The organism is Parachlamydia sp., from assembly GCF_050255895.1.
GTDB lineage: Bacteria > Chlamydiota > Chlamydiia > Chlamydiales > Parachlamydiaceae > Parachlamydia > Parachlamydia acanthamoebae.
The window spans coordinates 18872-43408 of record NZ_JBFWIR010000020.1 but is presented as its reverse complement, the minus strand read 5'-3'; the positions used below and the strand labels follow the sequence as shown (position 1 = coordinate 43408).

14 protein-coding genes are annotated in these 24537 nt (G+C 40.8%); 4 read left to right on the top strand and 10 right to left on the bottom strand.

What is annotated here, in order from left to right:
• Positions 1-174 precede the first annotated feature (174 nt).
• Positions 175-7677 carry a DUF3638 domain-containing protein gene (locus AB7E63_RS05030; RefSeq protein ID WP_428418881.1) on the top strand — a complete coding sequence of 2501 codons (7503 nt, stop codon included), beginning with the start codon at positions 175-177 and terminating at the stop codon, positions 7675-7677.
• A gap of 62 nt (positions 7678-7739) precedes the next feature.
• Here the strand turns inward: AB7E63_RS05030 and AB7E63_RS05025 are convergent, their stop codons facing one another.
• The 7 genes from AB7E63_RS05025 to AB7E63_RS04995 all read right to left on the bottom strand — a co-directional run bounded on the left by AB7E63_RS05025 (position 7740) and on the right by AB7E63_RS04995 (position 16690).
• On the bottom strand, positions 7740-8957 hold the full coding sequence (locus tag AB7E63_RS05025) for an amino acid permease (protein ID WP_006339747.1): 1218 nt from the start codon (positions 8955-8957) through the stop codon (positions 7740-7742).
• 298 nt (positions 8958-9255) lie between these two features.
• A complete protein-coding gene (locus tag AB7E63_RS05020) occupies positions 9256-10704 on the bottom strand; it encodes a catalase (protein WP_006339746.1) in 1449 nt (482 codons plus the stop codon).
• Between the two features lie 77 nt (positions 10705-10781).
• Positions 10782-12542: an arginine--tRNA ligase gene (argS, locus tag AB7E63_RS05015; protein ID WP_006339745.1), complete on the bottom strand. Its 1761-nt coding sequence runs from the start codon at positions 12540-12542 to the stop codon at positions 10782-10784.
• An 18-nt stretch (positions 12543-12560) separates the two neighbouring features.
• Positions 12561-13493 (bottom strand): hypothetical protein, encoded by a 933-nt coding sequence (locus tag AB7E63_RS05010; protein WP_013925658.1) that lies wholly within the window; start codon positions 13491-13493, stop codon positions 12561-12563.
• 5 nt (positions 13494-13498) lie between these two features.
• A complete protein-coding gene (lipA, locus tag AB7E63_RS05005) occupies positions 13499-14428 on the bottom strand; it encodes a lipoyl synthase (RefSeq protein ID WP_369508925.1) in 930 nt (309 codons plus the stop codon).
• Between the two features lie 60 nt (positions 14429-14488).
• On the bottom strand, positions 14489-15901 hold the full coding sequence (gene lpdA, locus AB7E63_RS05000; RefSeq protein ID WP_013925657.1) for a dihydrolipoyl dehydrogenase: 1413 nt from the start codon (positions 15899-15901) through the stop codon (positions 14489-14491).
• Positions 15902-16009: 108 nt separating this feature from the next.
• Positions 16010-16690 (bottom strand): hypothetical protein, encoded by a 681-nt coding sequence (locus tag AB7E63_RS04995; protein WP_013925656.1) that lies wholly within the window; start codon positions 16688-16690, stop codon positions 16010-16012.
• Positions 16691-16785: 95 nt separating this feature from the next.
• Here AB7E63_RS04995 and AB7E63_RS04990 point away from each other — a divergent pair, with 95 nt between their 5' ends.
• The 3 genes from AB7E63_RS04990 to AB7E63_RS04980 all read left to right on the top strand — a co-directional run bounded on the left by AB7E63_RS04990 (position 16786) and on the right by AB7E63_RS04980 (position 18791).
• The gene (locus AB7E63_RS04990; protein ID WP_006339740.1) at positions 16786-17256 is read left to right on the top strand and encodes a hypothetical protein; all 471 of its coding nucleotides are present in this window, start codon (positions 16786-16788) and stop codon (positions 17254-17256) included.
• A 121-nt stretch (positions 17257-17377) separates the two neighbouring features.
• Positions 17378-17929, top strand: coding sequence for a hypothetical protein (locus AB7E63_RS04985; RefSeq protein WP_284452746.1), 552 nt, complete (start codon positions 17378-17380; stop codon positions 17927-17929).
• 115 nt (positions 17930-18044) lie between these two features.
• Positions 18045-18791 carry a hypothetical protein gene (locus tag AB7E63_RS04980; protein WP_284452745.1) on the top strand — a complete coding sequence of 249 codons (747 nt, stop codon included), beginning with the start codon at positions 18045-18047 and terminating at the stop codon, positions 18789-18791.
• Positions 18792-18843: 52 nt separating this feature from the next.
• On the opposite strand, the gene AB7E63_RS04975 is transcribed toward AB7E63_RS04980, so the two are convergent.
• The 3 genes from AB7E63_RS04975 to AB7E63_RS04965 are packed head-to-tail and all read right to left on the bottom strand — an operon-like array spanning position 18844 to position 24485.
• Complete coding sequence (locus AB7E63_RS04975; protein ID WP_006339737.1) at positions 18844-20226, bottom strand: dipeptidase; 1383 nt, start codon at positions 20224-20226, stop codon at positions 18844-18846.
• Positions 20227-22032 carry a M48 family metallopeptidase gene (locus AB7E63_RS04970; RefSeq protein WP_284452744.1) on the bottom strand — a complete coding sequence of 602 codons (1806 nt, stop codon included), beginning with the start codon at positions 22030-22032 and terminating at the stop codon, positions 20227-20229. It abuts the gene before it with no gap.
• Between the two features lie 53 nt (positions 22033-22085).
• On the bottom strand, positions 22086-24485 hold the full coding sequence (locus AB7E63_RS04965; RefSeq protein WP_284452743.1) for a hypothetical protein: 2400 nt from the start codon (positions 24483-24485) through the stop codon (positions 22086-22088).
• Positions 24486-24537 lie beyond the last annotated feature (52 nt).

Sequence of the window (24537 nt, the reverse complement as noted above, 5' to 3'; positions counted from 1 at the left end):
AAGGTGAGAACGGATTCTCCTGTAAAGAAGAAAGAAATTCTGGATGAGCAATTAAAAAAATGGAATAAGTCTACTTTCAAAGCCTTACGAAAAATGAAAAGGCTTGAGCTTCGCTACAACAAGTCCGAATCGAACATGTGCGAAATTTACAGTCCGGGTGGTTTTCGCTCAATAATGAATCCGTATGGAGTTTCCTCAACAGGCCTTAATCTACACATGACAGGGTTTGATATTCAGCGAAAACATACCATTCATGCATCAGAAATGGGGAATCCACAAGCTAGATTTTTTGGAGGTTTTTTAGGCAAGAGAGCAGAACCTTATCAGGGTGCAAAAGAGTCTCCTTATCTGGAAGATGGTTGGGGGAGGATGTTTGGGAAGGGAAATAGTTCTGCAACAAATTTAAATTATTTATTTGGGTTGGAGGATTCAAATCCAGTTGATGATTTGTTGATGATCTCCACAGAAGTTAAAGAAGAAAATGGTCGAGATTATTCCCCCAAAAATGTTCAAAGTATCTTAGACCTGGCTTTGCAAAGATTTGACTTTTTCGAGGGCCCTGATGAACAAAGACGTCTAGTCGCGGCCCTTTTCCGTCCCCATGTCATACAAAGAGCCCTACGTTTATATCCAGAGTATTTTTTAGAACGGGCAGATCTATTGCACGAAGCTCTTCAACAAGCCATCCAACAAGGCCATCATGAACGGGCTGGGTTTTTATTGTTTTTGTGTTCGCAGATTGTCAACCATGCTCAAGCTGCTATGAAGTGGACTGATGTGGATTCTAAAGACCCTTATGTCTCAGAATTCCAAACCCCTCCAGCAGATCCCGATGTCCTTCAAGAGATAACTGAACGTTTGCCGAGTTTTTATACGGAGAATCCCGTGAGTAAGAAGAGGTATCTAACTTACTTGCTTGGGCGTTTGCAGCATCAGAACGTTTCATCAGAAGAACAATTAAATTTCTCGGCATATTTTGTAAGCTTTTTTGCCAATCATGCTGATGCGAATTTTCCTGAAAAGTTGGATTTGCTAAAAGATCCTAACACGTGTGCCAATTTGCTATTGGCCATAAATCGCCTGCAAAATTTGCAGGAACAAGTCACCATTCCATTCTTGGCTCATATGGGCATCGAATGGGCAGAGAAAATACTTTTTCCGTGGATGCTAAAAACCTATTCAGCTGATGACTGGAGCATGACTTTAGATAAATTTGTAGAAACCTCTCAAGGGATAATCCTTGGTGCAGGAGGGTGGAGTCCCAATAGGAAGAGTCCCCACGTTTGGGAAAAGGGAAAGACACAAGTCGATATTTCTTCCATGCGAATTATTTTGATTGAAGGAAATAGGCCAAATGGCGTCCAAACAGGATTGCCGAAGGATTTAGTGCAGTCTTCTGAATATCAGTTTCTTTTTGGCGATAAAAAGTTTTACGGTACTGCCCAAGTTGGAAAGGCTGCGGATGAACGCGTTTATCATTTTGAAGATGATCAGAATCGTCAATTTAGAGCTTTTTGCAGACAGGGTGATGAGCTTCCAGTGATTGAGCAAAAATTTTCAAGTGAGACTACCGGTTTAAAAAAAGATCGATGGTATCGCTTTTGCTTTCCTCAAGCTGAGGTTACTGACAAGCCATTGTCCGGAATTGAGCAGAAGCTTTCTTCCCAAGGAATGTGGGTGGATAGTCGCCATCCAAAAAAAGGCTTAGCTTTTTTACCTTTAAATGCCTCAAATACAACTCTTCAAGACGTTTTTTATTTAGAATTTGACCAAAAAAGTCGTTTAAAAACCATTAAAAATCAGCGAGGCCAACAGGTTGTGAATGAGCGGCGCAACTTATTAACAAAAGTGATGGGACCGACTGCCAGTCAGGATATCCTGTTTTTGCGAGGTAAGTGGGCTCAAAGGATTACGGAAATTCGATTTTTAGGTCTTGGAATAAATCTCAAAGAAAGCAAAAAACAAGGTCCCTGGAAAGTTGTTTCTGGGCCTTATCAAGGGTTTGAGTGGAATATTGGGGGAGATGAAAAAACCAGGCGTTTGCTCTCTTCATTAGATGCTTCTTTAGAGGAATTTGGATTGCCTTTAACGGATCCTGAGACCGGCGATATGCATCTTTTACTTTGGCCCCAGGAGGTTACTAAAGATGCTCAGGGCAGTTTGTTATTTCATAAAAATGAGACTCTTGCAAAGCCTCTAAAGGTTCGCTTTTCAGATCGTTTACCTCCTCAAGGATCCAGTGCAGGATTTTTATACTTAGCTTATTTGTTTGGTACTAAGCAAGATTATCAACATGCCTTTTATTTTTTAGAGCAAGCTTTACAAGGCAGGCTAGAATCTGCAGATGAATTAGAAAGCTTTTTGAAAGTTATGGAACTTTTTCAAAAGTTGCCAGGCAATTCTGTACGTAGCATTACGCTGAAATTAAAGGCTGAACTGTGTGGCCGGAAAATTGTGCGACAACAAAGCCAGAAAGGGAATTTTTCCCCTGAAAATTGGCAAGCGTTTCTCGGGGATTCTCAATATATTGCGGATTTATATAGAAAACGTGAAGAACATTTTGAGCACTCTACTTTTAATCCAGAATCATTGGAAAGTTTTATTAAAGAGAGTTTTCAAGAGCTTCGCCTCACTGAAGAAGAACTTGAAGAAATTGGGCATGTGCAAGTTGAATCTTTGCGTGATTTAACTCAGGAGCAAGACCATTTTAAAACTTTGCAAGCGCAAGAAACCCCACTCGACTTAACCGAAACGCAGCTCAAGGCTTCAATTGGGGAGCTAAGTGAATTTTTGCTAGCAAGTGTGCAAAAACCCCCGAAGCATCCTGAAGAACTTTTGGCTAATCTTCATCATCTTGATTCAAATGTTTTATCGGAACATTTTTTTAGTTTTTGGAATTTAGTCATCGATAAAAAATTAAAAAAAGAAGATTTGATCGGTTTATTCGCCCCTTTAGAACAAAAGGACAGCAGATCAAATACTGAAATGGAAAAGCTTGTAGGAGGAAGTCTTGTAAAAGGGATAAAGGGAATCATCAAAAGTTCCAAGGCGTTGCTGACAGTGGGGCATTCACAGAAGATCGAATCTTTAGCGATTCTTTTGGTCGCTTTGACGGAGCTTCCTGATAGCGATAAACAAAGGCTTAAATTTGATGTTAATCATCTTTATCAAGCCAAACAAAAACTGCCATCTCATTTAGTGTCTTTAGGTGTAAAATTAATTCGAAAGAATAATCGGGAGCTTATTCAAGCTAAGACGCAGATCCATAATCAAATTCATCATGTTTTATCTCAGAGAAAGGAAAAAGAGCAAAAAGTTGCTTCAGAAGATCTTGTAGATGATCAAATTCAAAATAGTTTAAGAACTCTCTATGCTCTTGAAGCAAATCGAAATTTATTGGATTTAAAACGCCTTCATACACACTTGCGAAAAAATCCATTACTATTTGGTGCGGTACTCAGCCCTGTTATTGTCGAATTTTTAAGAGGATGTTCTTCTGCTCAGCAGATTCCTATTCATGCATTTGTCGAATCGATTCGAGCAAGGCATCGGCTGAATGTGATTTCAGAACTACGCGAATCTGAGTTGAGTAAGCGGATTCAAGCTTTGGAGCAAACACTGCGATCAAAGAGGTTCCAAGACAAATGGCCAGAAATAGATGAGGTTGGTGTTTGTGAGATTTTGCATCCAAAAATTGCTGATTTGACAGACCATTTGTTGGTGAGCACTCCCCCAAAATTAGCATTCATTTCTACAGAAGGGATTGAAAATGCGCATCAAGAAATTCAAAAGGCTTTACAAACTTCTCAAGGATTGATTGAGCAGAACGAAAATGAATTGCTTATGCAAGGTGTGCAAGGTGCCGCCAAGAATCTTGCGATGAGCCACGATCAAAATCAAATTTATGATCCGGAATCATTCAAAGCATTAAAAGACATTTTCGAGTTACATAGAAAAGGTCTGATGCAAGCTTCTCAAGGAAAACGGGAAACCATTTTAGGTTTTTTACGAAAGAAAGAACATTTTCTGAAACTCCCAAAACACATCCAATGGGCTGTCAAAAATGAAGAAACAGTAGGAGAAGCTGTTTTACTTAATCATGCGATCAATGCGTACCAAAGCCTGCTGTTAAATATTCCATCTTTGGAAAAAGAGATCTCGGAATTTTTAATGATCGATACAGAAGCTGAAATGTTAGGACAACCAACAAACGCGATCTTAATGCAAATGGAGCAACTTTTAAAGTTCAAAAAACGAGATGATGAGTGGATGCAAGAGTGGAGTTTACAAGCCTTTGCCTTGCAAAAACTGGTCAAAGCGGCTTCTGATCGAGAGTTATTCTTGGTTGGGGAAGGAGCGGATAAAGGAAAACTGGCTGATCCTCGTTTTAATCGCAAATTTTTAGTCACGCAATGGCGAAATAAAATTTATTTACGCCAAGAACAAATGGATATGGCGCGAGAAATGGAGAAAAATCCCTCCGCCTATTATGAGCTGCGGATGGGACTTGGAAAAACTTCTGTGATTCTTCCTACTGTGCTGCTCCTCATTGCAGAAAAAGGGCAATTACCTGTTGGAATCGTTAAAGAAGAATTATTTAGAGATAATTTAGAATCCCTCGATCAGAGTACCCGTGCGATGATGCAACAAGCAGCTTGTGAGTTCACATTTGATATAAATGCAGGAACAACTCCAGCGGTTTTAGCGGAGCAGTACTTGCGTTTGTTAAAAGCAAAGGAAGAAAAAGGCTACATTTTAACAACCCTGCATACGAAAGCTTCCATTGAGCACAGGCTAGGCCTACTGCGTGATGAGATGGCTGCACAAGTGAGAAAAGCGAAAGTTCAAGGTAACATCGAGCAAGCATTGCCTTTGTTACATACTCCGCAAAGAGAAGTCTATTGGCTAGAAAAAATGCGGGCTCTCATCAACGGAGATTCAAACTTTTTTGGTTTTGACACTCAGACCATCATTGATGAGGTAGATGACGTTCTCAATGTGATTAATGAGGATAATCTGGCCTTAGGAAAATCCGTTCCTTTGAATCGCACTGTAATTGACATGATGGAAATCCTTGTTGAAGTTATCTACACTTCATCCGATTCCGAAGTAAAAAAACTGCGAGAAGCGATTCAGACAAAACAACAAGCCGCATTACGAACATCAGATGTTAAAGAGATCCTCTTGCCAGCTTTAGCAAAAGAAATTCTAAAAAATGATCATTTTCAAACCCTTATTAGTGGCTTAAATGCGGATTCAGAAAGTCTTTTTGTTGAATATCTATGTGGAAACAAAGAAAGTCTTCCTCCAGAGTTTCCGGCGCCTAGTTTAGACGAAGAAGACAGCTTTCAAAGAAATGTGGGTGCATTAAAGCACATTTTGCAGACTACACTGCCGATTGCATTAAATCAAAATCCTGGTATTGATGTTGCGGTAAAAAAAGAAGACGGATTTACCGTTGGCCCGCAGGTGAGTGGACAGGATAAAAAAGATGTGGTTTATGGGGATGAGTATGATGTAATTGTGAATCATTATTTAGCCTATGTTTCCGAATTGCCTACCACAGGTGTGATTTCTCAAGCTTTGAGTTCTTTAAGGGAGAAATTTCCAGATGAATTTTCAGAAATTTCTCGACAAGCCTTTGTCGCTGGGGAAAAAAATCTGATCAAGTTTTTGAATCGTCCAGAAAACTGGAAAGAGAGGCTTCTTATTTTACGAGCAGAGATTTTAGAGTCTCAGAGAATCAAACGTTCCGAAGAAGAAATGGTAATCAATGCTCAAGAATTAGTTTATGGGCAACAATTTGGAGGAATGACCGGAACATTAAATGCTTATCTTCTGCCTGAAACGCAGGGAAAAACAGCAGATTACACACCCCGCCAAGTTGAAGGTGAAACGTTATTGCGTATTGCAGGAAAAGAGAAACCTCCAGTTGAGGTTGCTCCAGATGACGAATTAATCGCTAAAATGGCTAGTTACCTGGTAGATTCTAGCTGCAAGGCTTTGATCAATGAAGGAATGTCATTTAGTGGGAAAAATGCTGTCCAGGTGGTTGATGAATTACGCAAAACTTCTGCAGGGAAAAATCGAATATATATCTTGATTGACCCTGAAACTCGGAAACCCCTTATCTGGCGTCCTGGAGTGCAAGAACCGCAAGAAATCTCAAAAACTGCTATCCAGGAGATGCTCACTTCGAATGCCAAATTTAAAAAAGAGTGTGTGTTTTATTTTGGACCTCCAGATACACGTGGGACAGATTTTGTCATCCCAACAGGATATGGAGTTGTTGTGTATGGACCAACAACGACGATGTCTAGCGCCGTGCAAGCCTGCTGGAGGCTACGAGGATTAGGGGTGCAGCATCATTTAAAATTCTTATGTCCCGGATCTGTGGCTAAGCGGATTAATGAAGAAACGCAGAAAGATAAAGATCAAATCACTTGGCTAGATATTTTCAATGATATTAAAAAGCAGACGCTTGAAAGCCAAAAGGGACTTAATTTGAAAGCAGCCCAGGAAAAAATACAAGCAATCATTCCGGTTGGGATTCGCAATCTGCTCAGTGAGCATCATCCTGAAAAAGATTCAGCCTCTTATTGGGATCCCTCTCATTCAGCAGGTCGCCTAGTTGACACGATTTTGGATACAGAGCTTCATCTTGTGGTTCGAGAGTTTTTATGTAATTCTAAAGAAAGCCATCCTGTTCGAGACTATTCTCCAACCTCCTTAATTCCTATTCAAAAAGAGATGGCCAACACGATTAAGCAACAAAGAGAACTCCTAGAAGAAATTGAAGAGCGTATTGCAAAAATCAAAGAAGAAATGCGTGAATCCGAAATTCTAGAGTATGCCGAGCATCGTTTTACTTCTGTAGAAAATCAGCTAGAGGAGATGAAGCAGAGAATTGATGCTTATGAATTAACATTTAAGACTCATCTAGAGATGCACAAAAAGTACCTGCCAGAGCATGTCCCCAACAATGGGTCAGCCGTCGCTACATCACAAGCACAAGTTCAAGAAGCCCAACAACAACAGCAGCAACAGCAGCAGCAACAACAACAATTGACAGCCATAAAACGTGCGGATAGGAATTATCACAATTATCAATATGATTATTGGGATTTCGTAAAAGATTCGCATCCGTTTTACCAAATAGGAATAGACGGTACGAGCATGGGACTAAAAGAAAAGCTTGATGCGCTTCCTGGCTTTGATGAAGATGTGATGTTTTCAAAACACATGGCACTAGTTTTAGCCCTATTGCCGACGGTGACAGGGGCTCCTTTGGGACGCATACTAGTCGTTGAGGATGAAGTGACCTTAATTTGTACCGAAGATTTTCATTTTGCATTGGAGAAAATTAAAGGACAACAAGCCGCCGTATTTTCTCTTCTAGATGGAGCACGTTATCCAGCGGGAATAATGATTAATGAATATGGTGAAGAGATTCCAGATATTACAAACCCAGCACTTATACGCAAAATCGTCCAAATAAAATGGCGTCTTGGTTACTTTTCATATTCGAAAATGGAAGAGAATGTTTTAAAAGAATGGTTAGAGGAGCTATCGCATGAAGAAGTAAAAATTCACTGGAAATGGTTGAATCAAAGTTCTAATAAGTTCCAAGTTGAACTCTTTAAAAAATGGTGCCCACATTTAAATAAGGTTGTTTGAGAGATTCTTTTATCAAGTGAAGGGCCCCCCACGAAGAGCCCTACATGTTTATTTTGAGAACCCTACATTAACATTGAAAATTGGCGAAAGATTTCCAGAATAAAGATGGCGAAAAAAATCGTCATTATAATTGCCAGGGATGTTTTTCCACCCCTTACAACAAAGGGGCTCGTTTGTTTTAAATGATAGCGAGATCTCCAGGCCATTAAAGCAGGCAAAACTCCAAAAAGAATCACCGTAATAAATCCTCCGGCATATCCAAGAGCTGTCAGGAAAATATGGGGATAAGTAACGGCAAAAGGAAGAGGTGAAAGCAGAACCGCAGCGCATAAATAGGCGCGTGTTTTTCCTTCATTTTTGACGCTTAATCCATCGCTGAGAAAATCAATGCAGCTTAGTGCTGTGGTGATCAAAGAAGTCGCAATGGCGAGAAAGGCGAATAAATTAACGGCCGTTAAAATATATGGAGATCCTGTAGCGTGCGTCAATAGGCCACTTGCCATATCTTGATTTTGAACTGTTTCAGAAAAAAGGGGATGATTGCGTAGAGGCAGCATCCCTAAGATAACCCCTTCCCAGAGTAAATAAATCCCCAGGGGGATAAGATTTCCTAAAATAATGGCTAAACGGAGTTTGCTCACGTTTCTTTTCATGTAGATTGTCAGACTTGGAATCAGATTATGATGTCCAAATGATATCAACATTAAAGGAACGGTGGCAAAGGCTGTTGACCATTCTTTTTCATGCAAAGATTGCATTTCAATGTTGGGCATGCCGAGTAAAATCAGAATCCCATAAGCGGCGACAAGGCCTATCATAAGGATTCGATTAAGGCGATCTATCGCATGCGTTCCCAGGTAGATCAAACAAGCAACTAAAGACATGGAAAATAGGCTGCCAAATGAATGAGAAATCGGAATATTAAGCTTGTGGAATCCATTTGCGACTATTTCACCACTCCCCGAGGCGTAGGCCACCAGAATGCAATAAAAAAGGAGAATGAATAGGATCCATGTCAAAAATTTTCCTGTTTGCCCAAGGGTAGCTTTTGCCATGCTGATCAAACTGACCTCATGATCAAAGCTCAGTGTTAGCTCCAAAACTAGTAAACCGGTACATATCATGACGAAGCATGACGCGATTAAAATTAAAGAAGCAGGAATAAAACCTGTCAGTGCGCTGACCACAGGAAGACCTAACATGCCTGCGCCAATGCAGCAGCCTGCGACTAGGAGAACACCACCTGTGGCGCTTCCTTCTTTTGCAAAAGAACTCATCATCAATCTCGATTTATGATTTGATAAAATAGTCAAAAAAAAGGCTTAAGCCTTGGATATAAAACCAAAACGGTTAGCGGCTAAATACTTAAACTAAAAGGAATTGTGGGGAAAAATATAGATAGGCTAACGCCAGGAAGAGACAAAAGAAAGGAATTGTAAGTTATGATGTAATAAAGACATCATCGTGCTCTTTTATAAATGGGTTTGGTTAAGTTGAGATTACTAAATCATAAAAAAAGACGCAAGCCTTAAAAACTAATCGGATGGGAAACGTACTCTTTTTCCCATCCGATAATCTTCAGTTTTTACGAGAGAGTAGGGCATTGCGTACACCTGCTGCGTAATCAGGATGTGCCTTTTCAAAATGACCTAGTTGTCTGTCAATGATATATTGAGGAACTCCTTGCATGGCATCTGCAACATTATTAAATAGACGTTGTTTTTGTTCGAAATTGAACAGATTAAATAAGGCGCGCGGTTGGCTGTAGTCATCATTTCCTTCTCTATGGTTGTATCGATCGGCATCCCCTGAAATTTTGAGAGGTGGTTCTCTGTATTTTTCATCTTGAACAGGTCCATTGAAAGAATTGGGTTCGTAAAAAGCATCTGCAGGTGTGCGACTTGGAAAAAACCGCATAGGCCCATCTTTATGATAATTGTGTACCGGGCATTTAGGTGCATTGACAGGCAATGCTTCATAATGGGTACCTAAACGGTATCTGTGTGCATCTGCATAGGCGAAAATTCTCGATTGCAACATTTTATCAGGGGAGTAGCTGATTCCATGGACAATGTTGGATGGGGAAAAAGCAGCCAGTTCGATATCCGTGAAGTAATTATCAGGATTGCGATTAAGTTCTAAAACGCCGACCGGATTCAGAGGATAATCGCCGTGAGGCCAGACTTTTGTTAAATCGAACGGGTTGTAAAGTGTTTTTTCTGCTTCATGTTCTGGCATGATTTGAACAAACACATTCCATTTGGGAAAGTCTCCTTTTTCAATGGCGTGAAAGAGATCCTCTTGAGTGGATTCTCTGGTTTTTCCTACGACAGCTGCTGCTTCCGCATTTGTCCAATGACGGTGTCCTTGAGCTGTTTTGAAATGAAACTTGATCCAAAAACGCTCATTCTGTGCATTAATAAATGAGTAAGTGTGTGAACCGTATCCATTCATGTATCGCACGGATTGCGGCAAACCACGATCAGACATCAAAATGGTGACCTGGTGAAGAGATTCGGGCGATAACGACCAAAAATCCCACATGGCTGTGGGTGAGCGTAAATTTGTGCGTGGGTGTCTTTTTTGGGTGTGAATAAAATCGGGAAATTTATAAGGATCACGCACAAAAAAGACGGGGGTGTTATTTCCAACCAGATCCCAATTGCCATCTTCAGTGTAGAATTTCAAGGCAAATCCCCTGACATCTCTTTCTGCATCGGCAGCTCCCAGTTCGCCTGCGACAGTCGAAAAACGGGCGAGCATGGGTGTTTTCTTACCAACTTCGGCAAAAACTTTGGCACAAGTGTATTTGGTGATATCGTGGGTAATGGTGAGCGTACCAAAAGCTCCCCATCCTTTAGCATGCACGGTGCGTTCAGGTACACGTTCTCTATTTTGGTGAGCAAGCTTTTCAACAAGCTGGTAGTCTTGAATAAGTAAAGGGCCTCTTGGCCCAGCTGTAAGCGAATTTTGGTTGTCTGGTACGGGTGCTCCAGCGGTGGTGGTCAGCGTATCTTTATTCTCCATCCTTATCCCCCTTTTAACTTGTTAAATTAAAATTAAATATAAGGATGGAGGTTTATTTTCAATAAAATTATGCGCTATTACATCCGCTCAACTGTTTGGACCCCAAGAATCGAAAGGCCCTGTTTCATGGTTTTGGCCACAATTTCACAAATTTGCAAGCGAGAGTTTTGTTGTGGGGATCCCTCGACGCGACAATCTCTGAAGAAAGCATTGAATTTCTCTGCTAAACCATACAGGTATTCGGTTAAGCGGTTTGGCAACAAGTCTGAAGCCACTTGTTCTAGGGCTTCTTCAAATTGTGCTAGATGTACCGCTAAGGAAATTTCAGAGGGATGCTCAAGTACAATCGGATCTTTAAGTTCTTCGATTTTGAGAGCCGGATTAATTTTGCGTTTAATGCCTGCCACACGTACATAAGCATACATCAAAAAGGCAGCCGTATTCCCTTCAAAGCGAAGCATGCGCTCGTAGCTGAAGGTATAATCGCCTGTTCGATTGCAAGCAAGGTCGGCATATTTTACAGCCGCGATACCCAACGTTTTAGCAAGTTTTTCTCGTTCTTCTTTTGGCATCTCAGGGGAGCGTTCGATGAGCAATTGATCTGCATGCTTGACAGCGGCTAGTAGAAGATCGATTAAACGTTCGGTTTCACCAGATCGGGTTCGAAACTTTTTCCCATCAGATCCCAAAACTAAACCGAACGGTACATGGTCCACACGTACTTTTGAAGCATCTAGATAGTGCGCTTTTTCGGCGGCTTGGAAAATCATTTGAAAATGAAGAGACTGTCCTGCATCGGTCACATAAATAATTCGATCCGCTTTTTCTTCCAGAGTCCGTTGACGAATGGCCGCCATATCGGTTGTGTCATAATTATAACCTCCATCAGACTTTTGAACCATTAAGGGCAATGAGGCGCCTTCACGGTTTTGAAAGCCTTCTAGGAAGATACATTTTGCACCATCAGATAGGGTGACAAGACCTTTGGCTTCTAGATCCGCGACAGTGTCTGCTAGCATCGGATTGTAATAAGACTCGCCTCGTTCGATAATTTTGACGTCGAGAAGATCATAGATTTCTTGGTAAGCTTTACGGGAGATATCGCAGATGATTTCCCACGCTTTCAGAGCTGCTGGATCGCCACCTTGCAAAGCGACCACTTCAAGTTGAGACGTTTTTTTAAAATCTGCGTCGCTATCAAACCGTTCTTTTGATTTTTTATACCACTGAACTAAATGTTGAAGATCGGTCTTTTCTGTCCCATCTAACACATGCGGCGTCTTTTGCTTCATGTAAGCAATCAGCATTCCGAAGGCTGTGCCCCAGTCCCCGATATGATTGAGTCGCAAGACATCATGACCTAGAAATTCAAAAAGGCGAGCCAAGCTATCCCCAATGATGGTCGAGCGCAAATGACCCACATGGAGCTCTTTGGCTGTATTTGGGGATGAAAATTCCACAATGATCTTTTGCTTATGCTGGGGTAGTTCAATATCTAAATGGGAATCCAAAAGAATGCGATGCAACTTTTGTGATAAATAAGCGGGATCCAGCGTGATGTTGATAAAACCCGGTCCTGCAATTTCCATTTTTTCGATCAGGCGAATCCCTTCTAAATTGACATCTACATGCTCAATAATACGGGTAGCAATATCTCGAGGTTTCGCACCCAATACTTTTGCCAATTTCATGGCAGAGTTGCATTGATAATGTCCAAACTGCGCTTGTGTGCTTTGGGAAATTTCCAAAGGGAGGGGCGTATTGGGATCCCATTCTGGAAAAGCCGAAAGGATGGCTGTTTGAAATTTTTGACTTAAAATATGGAGTAAAGTTGACATGTTGATAAGGCTATTTTGTTATGAGTGTTTTGATTGATTTCCCCAGCTATGGATAACGGCACGTATATCCAGGGCAAGCTCTTTTGAGAGGGCGGGATGATTTAAAAGCTCTTTAAAATCTTTTTGTTGGGCAGGATCTTTAAGGCCTTCACATGTTAAAATCAGATATGGAGCAAGAGATAGGTTGGAGAGGATATCTTTCTCCTGAAGCATCTTGAGACATGTTTGCGCCACATCCTCATCATCTTTAAAAGAAACCAAGGCAATCGCAGCCCGCTCAGTATCGTAAGTTAAGGGACGTCCTTTGAGAATTCGCATGAGAAACTCTTTGGCAGGTTCACCAATGCTCTTTAAAGCCTTTAGGGTAATTTCTTCATCAAAAACGTCCATTTCTCCAATCGATTCAAATAAGGATATAATGGCGCGTTTATCTCCAACTAGTCCCAGGCATTTTGCGGCTAAGGCTGGCGCAAGTCCATATCCAGGGAATAGGGGATCATGAAAGTCTTCTGAACGGAGCAAATCGATGAGCGCCGGAACGACCGCGTGCTTCTGATCGGCAACTGCTTGGATATCTTGTTCTTCCGATTCTCTTTCTGAGAGGATGAGATCGGCAATCAAACGAGGAATTTTGGTAGCAGAAGATTCTGTTTCATACAAAGAACGTAGCTTTTTATAAAGGTCTCTTGATTGAGCTACTTTTTCCATTTCAGGACCTGTCAATAAGAGTGCAGCTAAATTTTGCTGCATCTGTGCCTCGAGCATGGCTAATCGATTGATATCTTCTAAGGAAAAATCTTCGGAGACTCCTTTTCCTTCTTTTTCATAATAATCGATCATGGTGGGAAAATGTCCACCAAAGTGGCATTCTCGATGCATGAGAATCAAATGGTCTATCGCATTCGTAAAAGAATGCTCTTCATTGAAATCATTTTGTGGATTATGCGTCATATTATTTAACTATTAATGTGAATGGATTCATTTGCTTTTTTGAGAACAAGATTGGCATTGTAGCTTGAACGGACAAAAGGTCCGCAATACATATAAGGAACACCTATGGAATGCCCAAATTGTTCATAATGTTTAAATTGTTCGGGAGTTACGAAGGCTTTGACTCGTAGCTTTTGGCGATGAGGCTGTAGATATTGGCCAATTGTGATAATGGCACATCCGGCCTGTTGCAAATCTTGGATTGTTGCGAGGACTTGCTCTTCCGTTTCCCCGAGTCCCACCATTAAACCGGACTTAATTAAGGTGTGAGAGTTGGCTAAATGCTTTTTCATATAGCTTAAAAAAGAAAGGGTTCGATCGTAGGTGGCATGGTGTCTTACGCGTGGAGTTAATTCTCGAACGGTTTCAATATTGTGATTGAAAATGTCGGGTTTAGCATCGAGCACTAGGTCCCAAGCTGTTTCGTTTCCAAAGAAGTCGGAGGTCAGGACTTCAATTGTGGCGTCTGGGTTTTCACGTCGAATTTCTTCAACCACAGCAGCTAAATGTCCGGCTCCGCCATCTGACAGATCATCGCGCGCCACCATTGTAATTACAACATGTTTAAGGCCTAATTGCTTAACCGAATCTGCGACACGTTTCGGTTCGTTGGGATCAATCGCTTTGGGGGCTTTTGAAAAGTCGATGCTGCAAAAACCGCAATTACGAGTGCATTCTTTTCCAAGGACTAGAAAGGTCGCTGTATTTTTTGACCAACATTCCAAAAGATTCGGGCATTTGGCTTCTTCACACACTGTGTGAAGACGATTTTCTGCCACAATTTTGCTTGTAGCTCGCAGTTCTGAGCCTTTGGGGAGTTTACGATGTAGCCATGAGGGAAAACGTCCAGGTCCAACAGCCTGCTCAGGATCACGGGTTTCAGGATTTGCAGGCAAAACATTTAACTTAGAGATCTTAGGCTTAGGAAAGAGGTCAAATTTTTCTTGCGTCATCAATCAGTCCTGCTTTTTTTTCTTCGGAGGTAGATGCAATGGAGTTTCGTTGGCTAATAAGGCCGCTTCCATCCAAGCCTCTGCGACAGTTGGATGTGCATGAATTGTGTCAGCAACAGATTCAACAGTCAATTCATTTGCGATGGCGACACCCATTTCGGCGACTAAAGTTGAGGCATCGTGACCCACAACTTGAGCACCTAAAATTTGTCCCGTTTTTTTGTCCGTTACAATTTGCGCAAATCCCTCAGTTTGAATCGCTGCTTGCGATTTGCCAAGAGCGCTGAAAGGAAACGCTGAGACGGTAGCTGCATAACCAGCTTCGAGAGCCTGTTCTAAAGATAGACCGACAGTTCCAATTTCGGGGTGGGTAAAAATGACCGAGGGGATTGCGTTATAATGCATGGTGGCTTTGATTCCAGCAGCATTACTTCCAGCGACTAGACCTTGGTGTGAAGCCACGTGCGCTAACCACCATTTGGAGGCAATATCGCCCACTGCGTAAATTCCTGCAATGTTCGTTTCCATATGATCATTCACTTTGATTAACCCGTTATCTTGTACATAGACCCCGGTTTTTTCAAGACCAATTGCCGTTGTATTGAGTTGACGCCCAACAGCTACAAGGGCAATGTCAGCTGTAATGGTTTTATCCCCTGCAAGATTGACACTAATGCCGGCTTCGGTTGAGTCGATCGAATGGACCATTGCACTGGTTTCGATCGAGATCCCTTGTTTTTGAAAGGCCTTCGTTAAAAAACCAGAGACTGTTCCACTTTCCATGGGAAGAATACGGGGCATCATCTCGATAAGGATGACTTCCACGTTAAATGCGGCATATAAAGAAGCAAACTCACATCCGATGATTCCGCCCCCGATAATCGCAATTTTTTTTGGCAGTGTTGTCAAATCAAGCAATGAGGTGGAATCATGAATTTTTTTATAGTCAAAGGGGAAAGCAGGAATTGAGCGAGGCTCCGATCCTGTGGCAATAATCGTTTTGTCTGCGTAAATTTCGAGGTTGTCTTGACCCGTAATTTTGATAGTTCTTTCAGACGTGAATTTTCCATAGCCACGGAAAAGGGTGATTCGATTAGAAGCAATCAATCCTTCCAAACTTGTGCGAACTTTTTTGACCACATCGTCTTTTCGTTGAACCATTTTGGCGTAGTCGAAGGAGACAGTGCCGATTGAAATGCCAAATTCTTCCGCGTCTTTGATTTTTTGCAATACTTCTGCATTAGCGATCAAAGCTTTAGAGGGAATACACCCTCGATTCAAACACGTGCCGCCCAGTGTGTTGGCTTCGATTAAGGCGACAGACAATCCGTTTTGGGCAGCTTTAATCGCTGCGGGATAGCCACCGGGACCACCGCCAATAACGGCTACATCAAATTTTTTTTGAGTATCAGGCATACTCACCTCTGCAGATTATTCAAACGTTAGTAAATAAATCATTTAAAATGACTACCCATCTTTATAATTAAGATACAATAAAATGAATTCTTAATAAAGGTTTTGAAGCTAAGAATTAGTCATTTTCTCCAAGGGCTCTTCAGTTTTTCGAAGGGGCCGCTTTGTGAGAAGGTTAAACTTTAAGCCAAAGTTGCCGCGGCAACGCCAACCAATATAAAAATCACTGCGATAATGAGAGAAGTAGCATAATCGTAAAGATAAAAAAGGTTTGCCTCCATGCAGGCCGGCAAAAAAACAGGACCTTTCATCCGCGAAAACAATTTTTCCTTCTTCGGAATAGTCGCCAATTGAAATCCCTTTTTTCGTCATTTTCAAAAGTGTCCATTCACTATTTTTTCGATGAGCCGAGCCAATCACATAGAAACAAAAATTATGTAAAGGATTTCGAAGACTCCAACACAGGGCTTTTGATGCAGAGATGGGGTATTCAGGGCGGTAATGAGCCGTTTCTTCCTCACCAAAAATGCCATCGTCATCGTTACCAAATAAGCTCCATGTGAGCCAATGCCCCACATCATAAGGCTTGATTTGGCTGCGGTGACGAGGAATATAACGATAAAGCCAGTGGGATAAAGCCGCTTGTTTCTGTGGAGAAGGTGTTGCATCTTGAGGGAAAGATGTGTTATCTATTGTAGGATAAATGCAGGAAGAAGCTAGAAAACTGCTTGTTGGAATTTTATAAGAAGCACATCCTTCAAAGAGCAAAAATAAAATGAACCAGAATCTCATGATGTGCAGCTAATTTCCTGTATAAAAGAAAGGGAAGCTTTGAAATGTCAGAGCGCCCTTAAAAAGATCACTTCCAATATATCTAAGAAGAAAATATGAATGCAACAGACAAAAAAAGACTCTGTTGGAACTGTGAAGCAAGGGTTCCTTTTTCCGAAGAAAATTGTTCTTACTGTGGAGTTTATCTTTCTCCAATGATCCTTCCAGGACTAACTCCTGAAGATGAAATTCCAGCGCCACTCTATAAGCCGGTCGAAGACACAACGATCCCAAAATCTCCCTACGGAGAAATTTTTGAGGAGCAAAAAGAGGAGCATAAAGAGTCTGCTGTAACCCTACAAAAAGTTCCTGAATTGATTTATGAACCCATTAAAACGGTTGCCATTCCGATGGGTCTTCTGTTGGGGGGATCTGTTTTTTTTCTCTTTGGAATGATTTTATTTCTCTTTGCGTCTGACAGCTTTTTTACTCTGCAATGGAATGGTGCTTATTGGTTTATTTATGTGCTTCTTTCTTTGCCCATGCTGTTTTGCGGGTGGAAAAAAATGCAAAATTTAGATGCTTAAACAGTATTCATAAGTGAGCAATCTATCTTCTTAAAGCGAGTGCAAAAGCTCTTGTTTTAATCAAATGAATTTTTTAAAAAATGCTTTTATATTTTAACTTCTTAGTGCGTCAGGTCTTAGTATGATACAGAGCAGTATAGGGGTACAGCCCAATTTTCAAGCCCAGTTATTTGTCAGATTTCCTTGCAAAATTTTTTTAAGTAAAAATCCTTTTCAAGGTTTACAAAATGAAGCAACCAACGAGCAGGTATTTTCTTTTCTAAAAAGAAGATTTACGCATGTGATTTCTTTATTAGAGTCAGATAGCCTTTATCAAGCCTACCTTAGTCGAGATATCAATGCGGAACATTTACCCATTTCTCGCTTGGAACTCCCTGAAGAAGATAAACTAAGAGACCTTATCTGTCGTATAGCTGAAATTGTCAAAGAAAATCCGCATGCTAAAATTTTAATCCACAGTGAAAATGGAACGGATAGAAATTTAGTAGTGGCTGCATGCGTGTATAAATTTTTTTGCAAATCTGATGGGAGAAAAGCAATGGCAGTGTTGCCAAGAGCTATAAAAAATCGCAGACAGATTGAATTTATTGAGAATTACGGCTCTACAAAGCCTGTAGATACAGCTATGGAAGAAGTGGATTTTGACTTGAAAAGGGGCTATGAGTCGCAATAAGATGCTCGTAGATATCTGAAATAATACTGTGAAGACGATTTAATCTCTTTACATATTCTAAATCTTCGTATTAGTGTAGTTCCTTTTCAAAATATGTCCCTTTAGGAGGGGAACTATGACAAGCAATGTGAGTGATAGATGTTCGAACGTGATTGGTCATCCGTATGACCAATACACGCTTTCCGAGGAAAATGATAAGAAAAAAATTCAGAATGAATTTGAAAAAGTAAATCAATTTTTTGATGAACATTATGGTTTTCAGAGAACTCTTAATCGAGATGTTACTGTCGAAAGAGCATCACAATGTTCTCAATGGGAGTGTGCAGTAGATGGCGATGATTTAAAAAACATTCCCTTAGCTTATTTCAGAGACCGTTTTCCTTCACAAGGTTTTACCGGCGATGCCTACTCCTTAAGATTGGCTATGCCTGTTATTCTTAGTGCTGTATACAACAGAAATTGGTTAATTGAAGGCCGTGATTTAACGCAGTTTATTGGAATGCAAACTAAAACAAGAGAAAACCTTACATCGCATAACAGTTCCGATTTAACTGGATTTATTGGAATGCCACTAGCAGATAGCTTAACGTTGCATAACAGCTATGTTTTGAGCCATGTTTTTTGCGCGACAGTTTTGGGTGTTGGAGATGATGATTTAATAACTATTTCCAAAGTATGGTTCAAAGCATTTCAGAGCATGTCTAAAGAGATTACCATTGAGAAATTTGCTTGCTTGACAATTGCATCAGCACGAGCTGAAAAGCACAAGCTATTAGATGAACTTCGGAAGAGTTGGCTAAAAGTGGGAGTTCTAAAAGTTCCCAGAGTACCCTTATCTTCCTTGCCCATAAATAGAGAATGAAATGTTGAAGCTGTAGCTGAATGAAAGGCTCATTTTTAGTGAGCCTTTACTCTCATTCATTTCCAAGCAATTCAATACCTCTTGATATCACCATAAAGCCCTTTTCAAGTCTGTCGACACCAAAATGTTCGTTTGGAGCATGAATTTGATCATCGGGAAGGCCTAATCCGAGTAATAAAATTTCGCTCTCACTGGTTTCGGCAAGTTTTGTCACCACAGGAATGGAACCTCCACTGAAGATGTACTGACAAGGTGCATCGAAAACTTCCTCGTAGGCTTTAGCAAAAGCCTTGAGGACTTTGGATTGATGATTTGCTCTGACAGCTGTACCTCCACCCTCATGCAGATGTACATTAACCTTGATCCCATCAGGAGCATTCTCTTTGAAAAAGCTTGCCACAAGTTGCCCGATTTTTTGTGGACTTTGGTTTGGAACTAAGCGACAAGAAACTTTGGCGTAAGCCTTAGAAGGGATCACAGTTTTAAATCCATCTCCACAGTAGCCTCCGTGTATGCCGTTGATTTCTATCGTGGGTCTGATCCATGCGCGTTCCAAAGGCGTAAAGGTTTTTTCCCCTCCAGTCGCTTTTGTTCCAAATGTGTGGGCATATTCTTCTGCATCAAAATCTAATGCCAAACAGGAACGTTCATCTTCTGAAACTTCCAGCACATCATCATAAAAATGGGGAATACGAATTTTGCCCTTTTCATCTCGCAGTTTAGCGATAAGTTCAGATAGGGCATGAATGGGGTTATAAACCATGCCACCGTGGGAACCAGAGTGTAAATCAAAAGAAGATCCAGTCACTTCGACATCCATTGTCACAATACCCCGAATTCCCAGGGTTACGGCTGGTTCCGTCGGTTTGTTGATTCCCATGTCGACAACAGCCAAATAATCAGCTTTTAATTCGACTTTTTTGTGTGGAAGAATTTTGGCAAGAGAGCCGCTTCCCATTTCTTCTTCCCCTTCAATACACAGTTTGATGTTAAGAGGGTATTGTCCACTCTTTTCCCACATGGCTCTTAAAGCTTGCAAAACATAAAAGCACTGTCCTTTGTTATCCTGAGCACCGCGCGCAAAAATTTCTTGTCCTCTTTGAACAGGCTCGAATGGAGGAGACTTCCATAATTCAAGAGGATCGACAGGCTGAACGTCGTAATGGTTGTAAATTAAAAGAGTGGGTTTGGAAGGACCCGCATTTAGATTGGAAGCAAAAAGAATCGGATGTCCTTCGGTTTTCCAAATCTCGACCTCAAATCCAATTTTTTGAATATAATCTTTTAACCAAGCAATACAATCTAGCATCGCACCTTGGAATTCGGGCTCGGAACTTATACTTTGAAAACGTAGAAAGGTAAAAAATTCTTCTAAAATGCGAGATTTATTTTCAGTGAAATAAGACTGTAGTTCTGTGAGATGTTTTTGAACCATTTAAATGTCCTTTTTGAAGGTTTTAATGATCGCCATCTTTTTTTCATATTCTTGCTGAAGGCGTTGGATTTTTTCTGGATTGATTGAAGGTTGTTGCAAAATAAAGACTGTAAATTTCGTGAGATGTTCTAAAAATAACTCAGGATAATGGTTGGGTGAAATTTGGTGCCAAAGCTGAATTAGGAGAGTCGCACTTGCAGACACCTCACCAGCCTTATACAAACGTTGTGATGCTATGAGGTTAATTTCTTCCACGGTTCTTCCCCTATCAAAAGATTCAAAAGTGTTTTCTAAAGTCTTTTGAATGATTTCTGAATGACCTGTGAGTTGATAGTCATTTTGATATTGCTGGGCAAGATCGTTTCTAAGTGAGGCATTCCAAGATTGATTTAATCCATTTGAAATCGAGGAAAATGTTTCTTGGATTTTGGAAAAAGGAAATACGTTGGGAAGCCACGGGGAAAGAAACAAGATAATCCCCACCAAGAGGGTGATAAAGTAAGCTAAAAGTGTTTTTTTGACTTTTTGATGATGTTGAGTCACAACAGAGGGAGATTGAATTGTTTTGTTAATAAAATCGATTCTTTGTCGAATGCTATAGTGATGCCAGCTTGGGTGGTCATGTGTATGCCCTGTCGCGACGCCTAATTCATCTAAAGCTTTTATCATGTGTTCTGGGGGAACATCTAGGATATAGACATGTAAATCGGCCTGTCTTTCAAATAGGCGTGAAAAAAAACCAAAAACGTAGCGGAAATACAACATAAGGAAAGCACCATAACAGAGGAAAAAGAGCAGAGGGACAATGAGCTGCCAATCAAAGGTGGGATTTAGCAGGATTTCTAAGTTCAGGGTATTTTCAAGGGTTTGGGCAAATATTAGAGAAAAAATTCCAGCGAGGGTAATAAAACCAAATAAAATGAATGGGTAGAGTAGAAGATGGCGGCGGTAGCTGTGTCCTATTTCATGAACAAGAATAGCTTCAACAGCTTCAGGAGAAAGGCTATTCAGGAGTTTTTTGGTGAATAAAATGTATCTAAATGGGGCGACTACGCCAATGATCGCTGCCGTCATGGATTGGTTCATAACTGTCCAAGTTTTCAGCTTGGGATGTTTAAAACCGGCTCGTTCACAAATCGCTTGAAGTCTTTCTTTAAGGGGTGAAGGTTCTAAAGGTTGACATTGCCAAATCCATTGAATGAGAGGAGGCAAAAATAATAATAAAAGCAGCATAAAGACCAGGCTAAATCCTAGGAGAATAAGCGTGTCGGACAGCGTTGACATTTCCTGCATTTTGTTAAAATCAAATAAAGAGCTGTTTTGGAAGATGTCTGTCAAAAAAGTAAGCAAAAGAAAAGGAATAGCAAAAGGGAAGATAAAGCGTACTTGGGCTGACGCGTAGGAAGACGCATTTTCATGGGGAAGATGGAGTCGCTTTTGTTTAAATCCTGTGTAATGAAAAACCCACAGCCCAAAAAAGAATAAAGCCACAGAAAAGAAAGTTTGAAGCGTTGAGGGGAACAGCTGAAAAGAAGAAAAGAAAATCTGATCTCCACCTAAAAGGTAATGATAAAGAATGAGAAAGCCCAATAGTTCTAAGTTAACAAGATTCAGGATGAGGGCTCGGTTTTTTCTTAAAGTCTCTCTAAACAGGATGTTTTGGCAGAAAATGAGACCAATGAGCAGTGCATATAAGCTTATTGAAATAAAGAAAGCCATCCAAGGATGTGCATTGGAGACCCCTTCGTGAGGAGAAAGACTAATGGCTAATAGGGCTAGAATAAGATATAAAATACTTGAAAACACGCGCGTTCCTCGATTTGCTAAAACATTAGCTTAAAGGAATAAAATGATTTAAATCACGGCGCATTTTCTTCAAATTCTATTCTCTTCTTACGAATTTCCTCAAAATGTTCTAAAAATTCCCGTTCTTTTTGATTTTGTGGAGCTTCAGAGGAATCGAGTGAGGCAATCGCTTGCATTTCGAATGCGTGAGAAAGTTCTTTTCGAAGTATTTTTGTGAGGGATTTTTGTGAATCTAAAATTGCAAAACCATAAGGGGGAATTGTAAGGGAAACAGTGCGATGATTAACATGTTTTAGAGGGAGATGCTTTAAGGTCACTTTTTCGCTTTCTTCGTTATTATCGAATGGGGATGCAGCCTCTATATATGTCATGGAAGTAGGCAGAGGTTTGTTATCATCTGGAAACGTTAAATCAAGTGATAGTGCACTTTCATTTGTAGAAACAAGGGCTGCTGCCCATGCGTTTTCAGGTGTGAAAGCGAGCGCTGTCAGATGAATGGCATTGATATCCACAGTAGTGGGTCCAATATCATAAACAGTGCCTGCGCAGATGGTATTGAGCATGCGCATGGCCAAACCTGTTGGTCTATACCTAAAGTGTGTACCTACATTGCGCACAATGCCAGATAATTTGACATCATCTTGGGAGTCCCATGTATTGGAATTATGTTGAAAAAGATTAAAGACCATGATGGGATCAGCACCCAACTTGATCAACTCGAGGATTCTTTTGGCAAAAGCCGTTCCTGCAATACTGCCTGCCACAAAACGGTTTTTTTGTTCACCAGAAGCCGTTCCTTCAAAGGTGTGTAAATTTATTTCACTAACAGAGAACTTTTTCCCCAATGACTTTGTTCCAGCTGCAATTTGTTTAACGTATCCGCGATCTGCTTGGAAGAGAGATTTAATGGCCTCTTTATCCGATGTCTGTGCATCTAGCGAATTGAAAAAATAAGGAGATATTGCTAATGCGTCTGCTGTGGCACTTTTTTCTAAATAAATCAAAGAAAGCGGTGGGTCAATGTACTGCCCATTGATGGTTTTAATGAAATGTGTGGGGGCATTTGCTCCAAGTAGAATGAATTGAAAGGCACGATCAGCAACAGCACCATGGGAGCTAGGAATAGGGATTCCTGTGGGGCGAAAAGTCCAGTTCCAGTTTTCTTTACCAAATTCTAAAATGACTTTTGGGAATAAGTGTTCTGGCGCATGCAAGGCGAGAAATTGACCAAGTTGTCGGTATTCTTCATCGCTAAAGGTTGTTGGAATAATGATCCAAGGATTAGCTCGCACGATTTGACACAAATTTAAAAACTCATTCAATGAGTAGCTGAACATTTCTTGTCCACTGCTACCCGCTGTGTGTAACGTCCAATGCTGCCGTTTTGTTGGATCAGCAAGACGGTTTTCTAACGTGTCTCCTATGGAGGGTTGCTCACGAATAAAAGAAGGGCGTAGATCTTTCAAAAGTTGGATCATTTCCTGTCTAAATTCTGTTGACTCTTCTTGAATAGGTCCTAGAGATAAGTCATCCACCCAAATTTTTATGCCTGTATCCCCACTTCCCGTTATTTTAAGGGCTAGCGGCTTGGCAGGTCCATCATCATGCGCGGTGAAGTCAAAGCTATATTTTTTCCAAAAAGAGGTCGGATGGATGGTTTCCGCTAAAAAAACTTGGCTTTTTCTTTTAAATTCAATTGTGAGGGCTGAATTTTCCCCTTCGGCTTTGACCCAAATGGAGAAATTCCAGTTGCCGTTTACAGGAATTAATTTGCCGTTTTGCTGAGCCTCTTTATCAAAAATACTTGAAATTGTCAGAGGAATGTGGTGAACAGGCTCTAAAAGAAGTGCATGCGAGCCTCCACTACCTGGTCGATGATTTTCGTCAATTTTGACGAGCTTTTGAGCCGATTCTGAAATGCGCCAAAAAGAAAGGGAGTCTTGAGGAAAAGTTTTTGTTAAAGCAATGACATCATCTGGCTGGAAGGTGGGTAGGGTGATATCGGAAAAATATTGAGGATATCCATCCTTTCCTTCATGTAAAGAATCGGAAATATTTCCTTTTAATCCTACATAGGGACCAGAACGCACTTCGAAAGTGGCCCCTTTCCAGTAACCATCAGGGTATCCCCATCCTTTATCATCGGAAAAACTCGTTTTGTCTGATTGGGAAGTCATTACGATTAAGCGATCGATTTTTCCTTCAAATCCAGGATTCATCAGGATATTGCGAAAAATTTGGCCCGTTTCGTCCGTATTCGGAATCGCCAGGTTAATCCCTAAGCGTTCGACATTTTGTAAAAGAGGTTGAGAATCCACTTTAAATGAGCTATTTTGAGAAGCTATCCCTTTTTCAGTAGCCTCTGCAGGGCCGCTTTGCTCAAAAAGTCCATTAAAATAGCCGATGATTGCAACACATGCAATTAAGACGGGGAGTAGCCAATTTTTGTTCATGCTCATACATTTCCAATTTTCGCAATAAATCTACTGGAGATTAAAGCAAAAA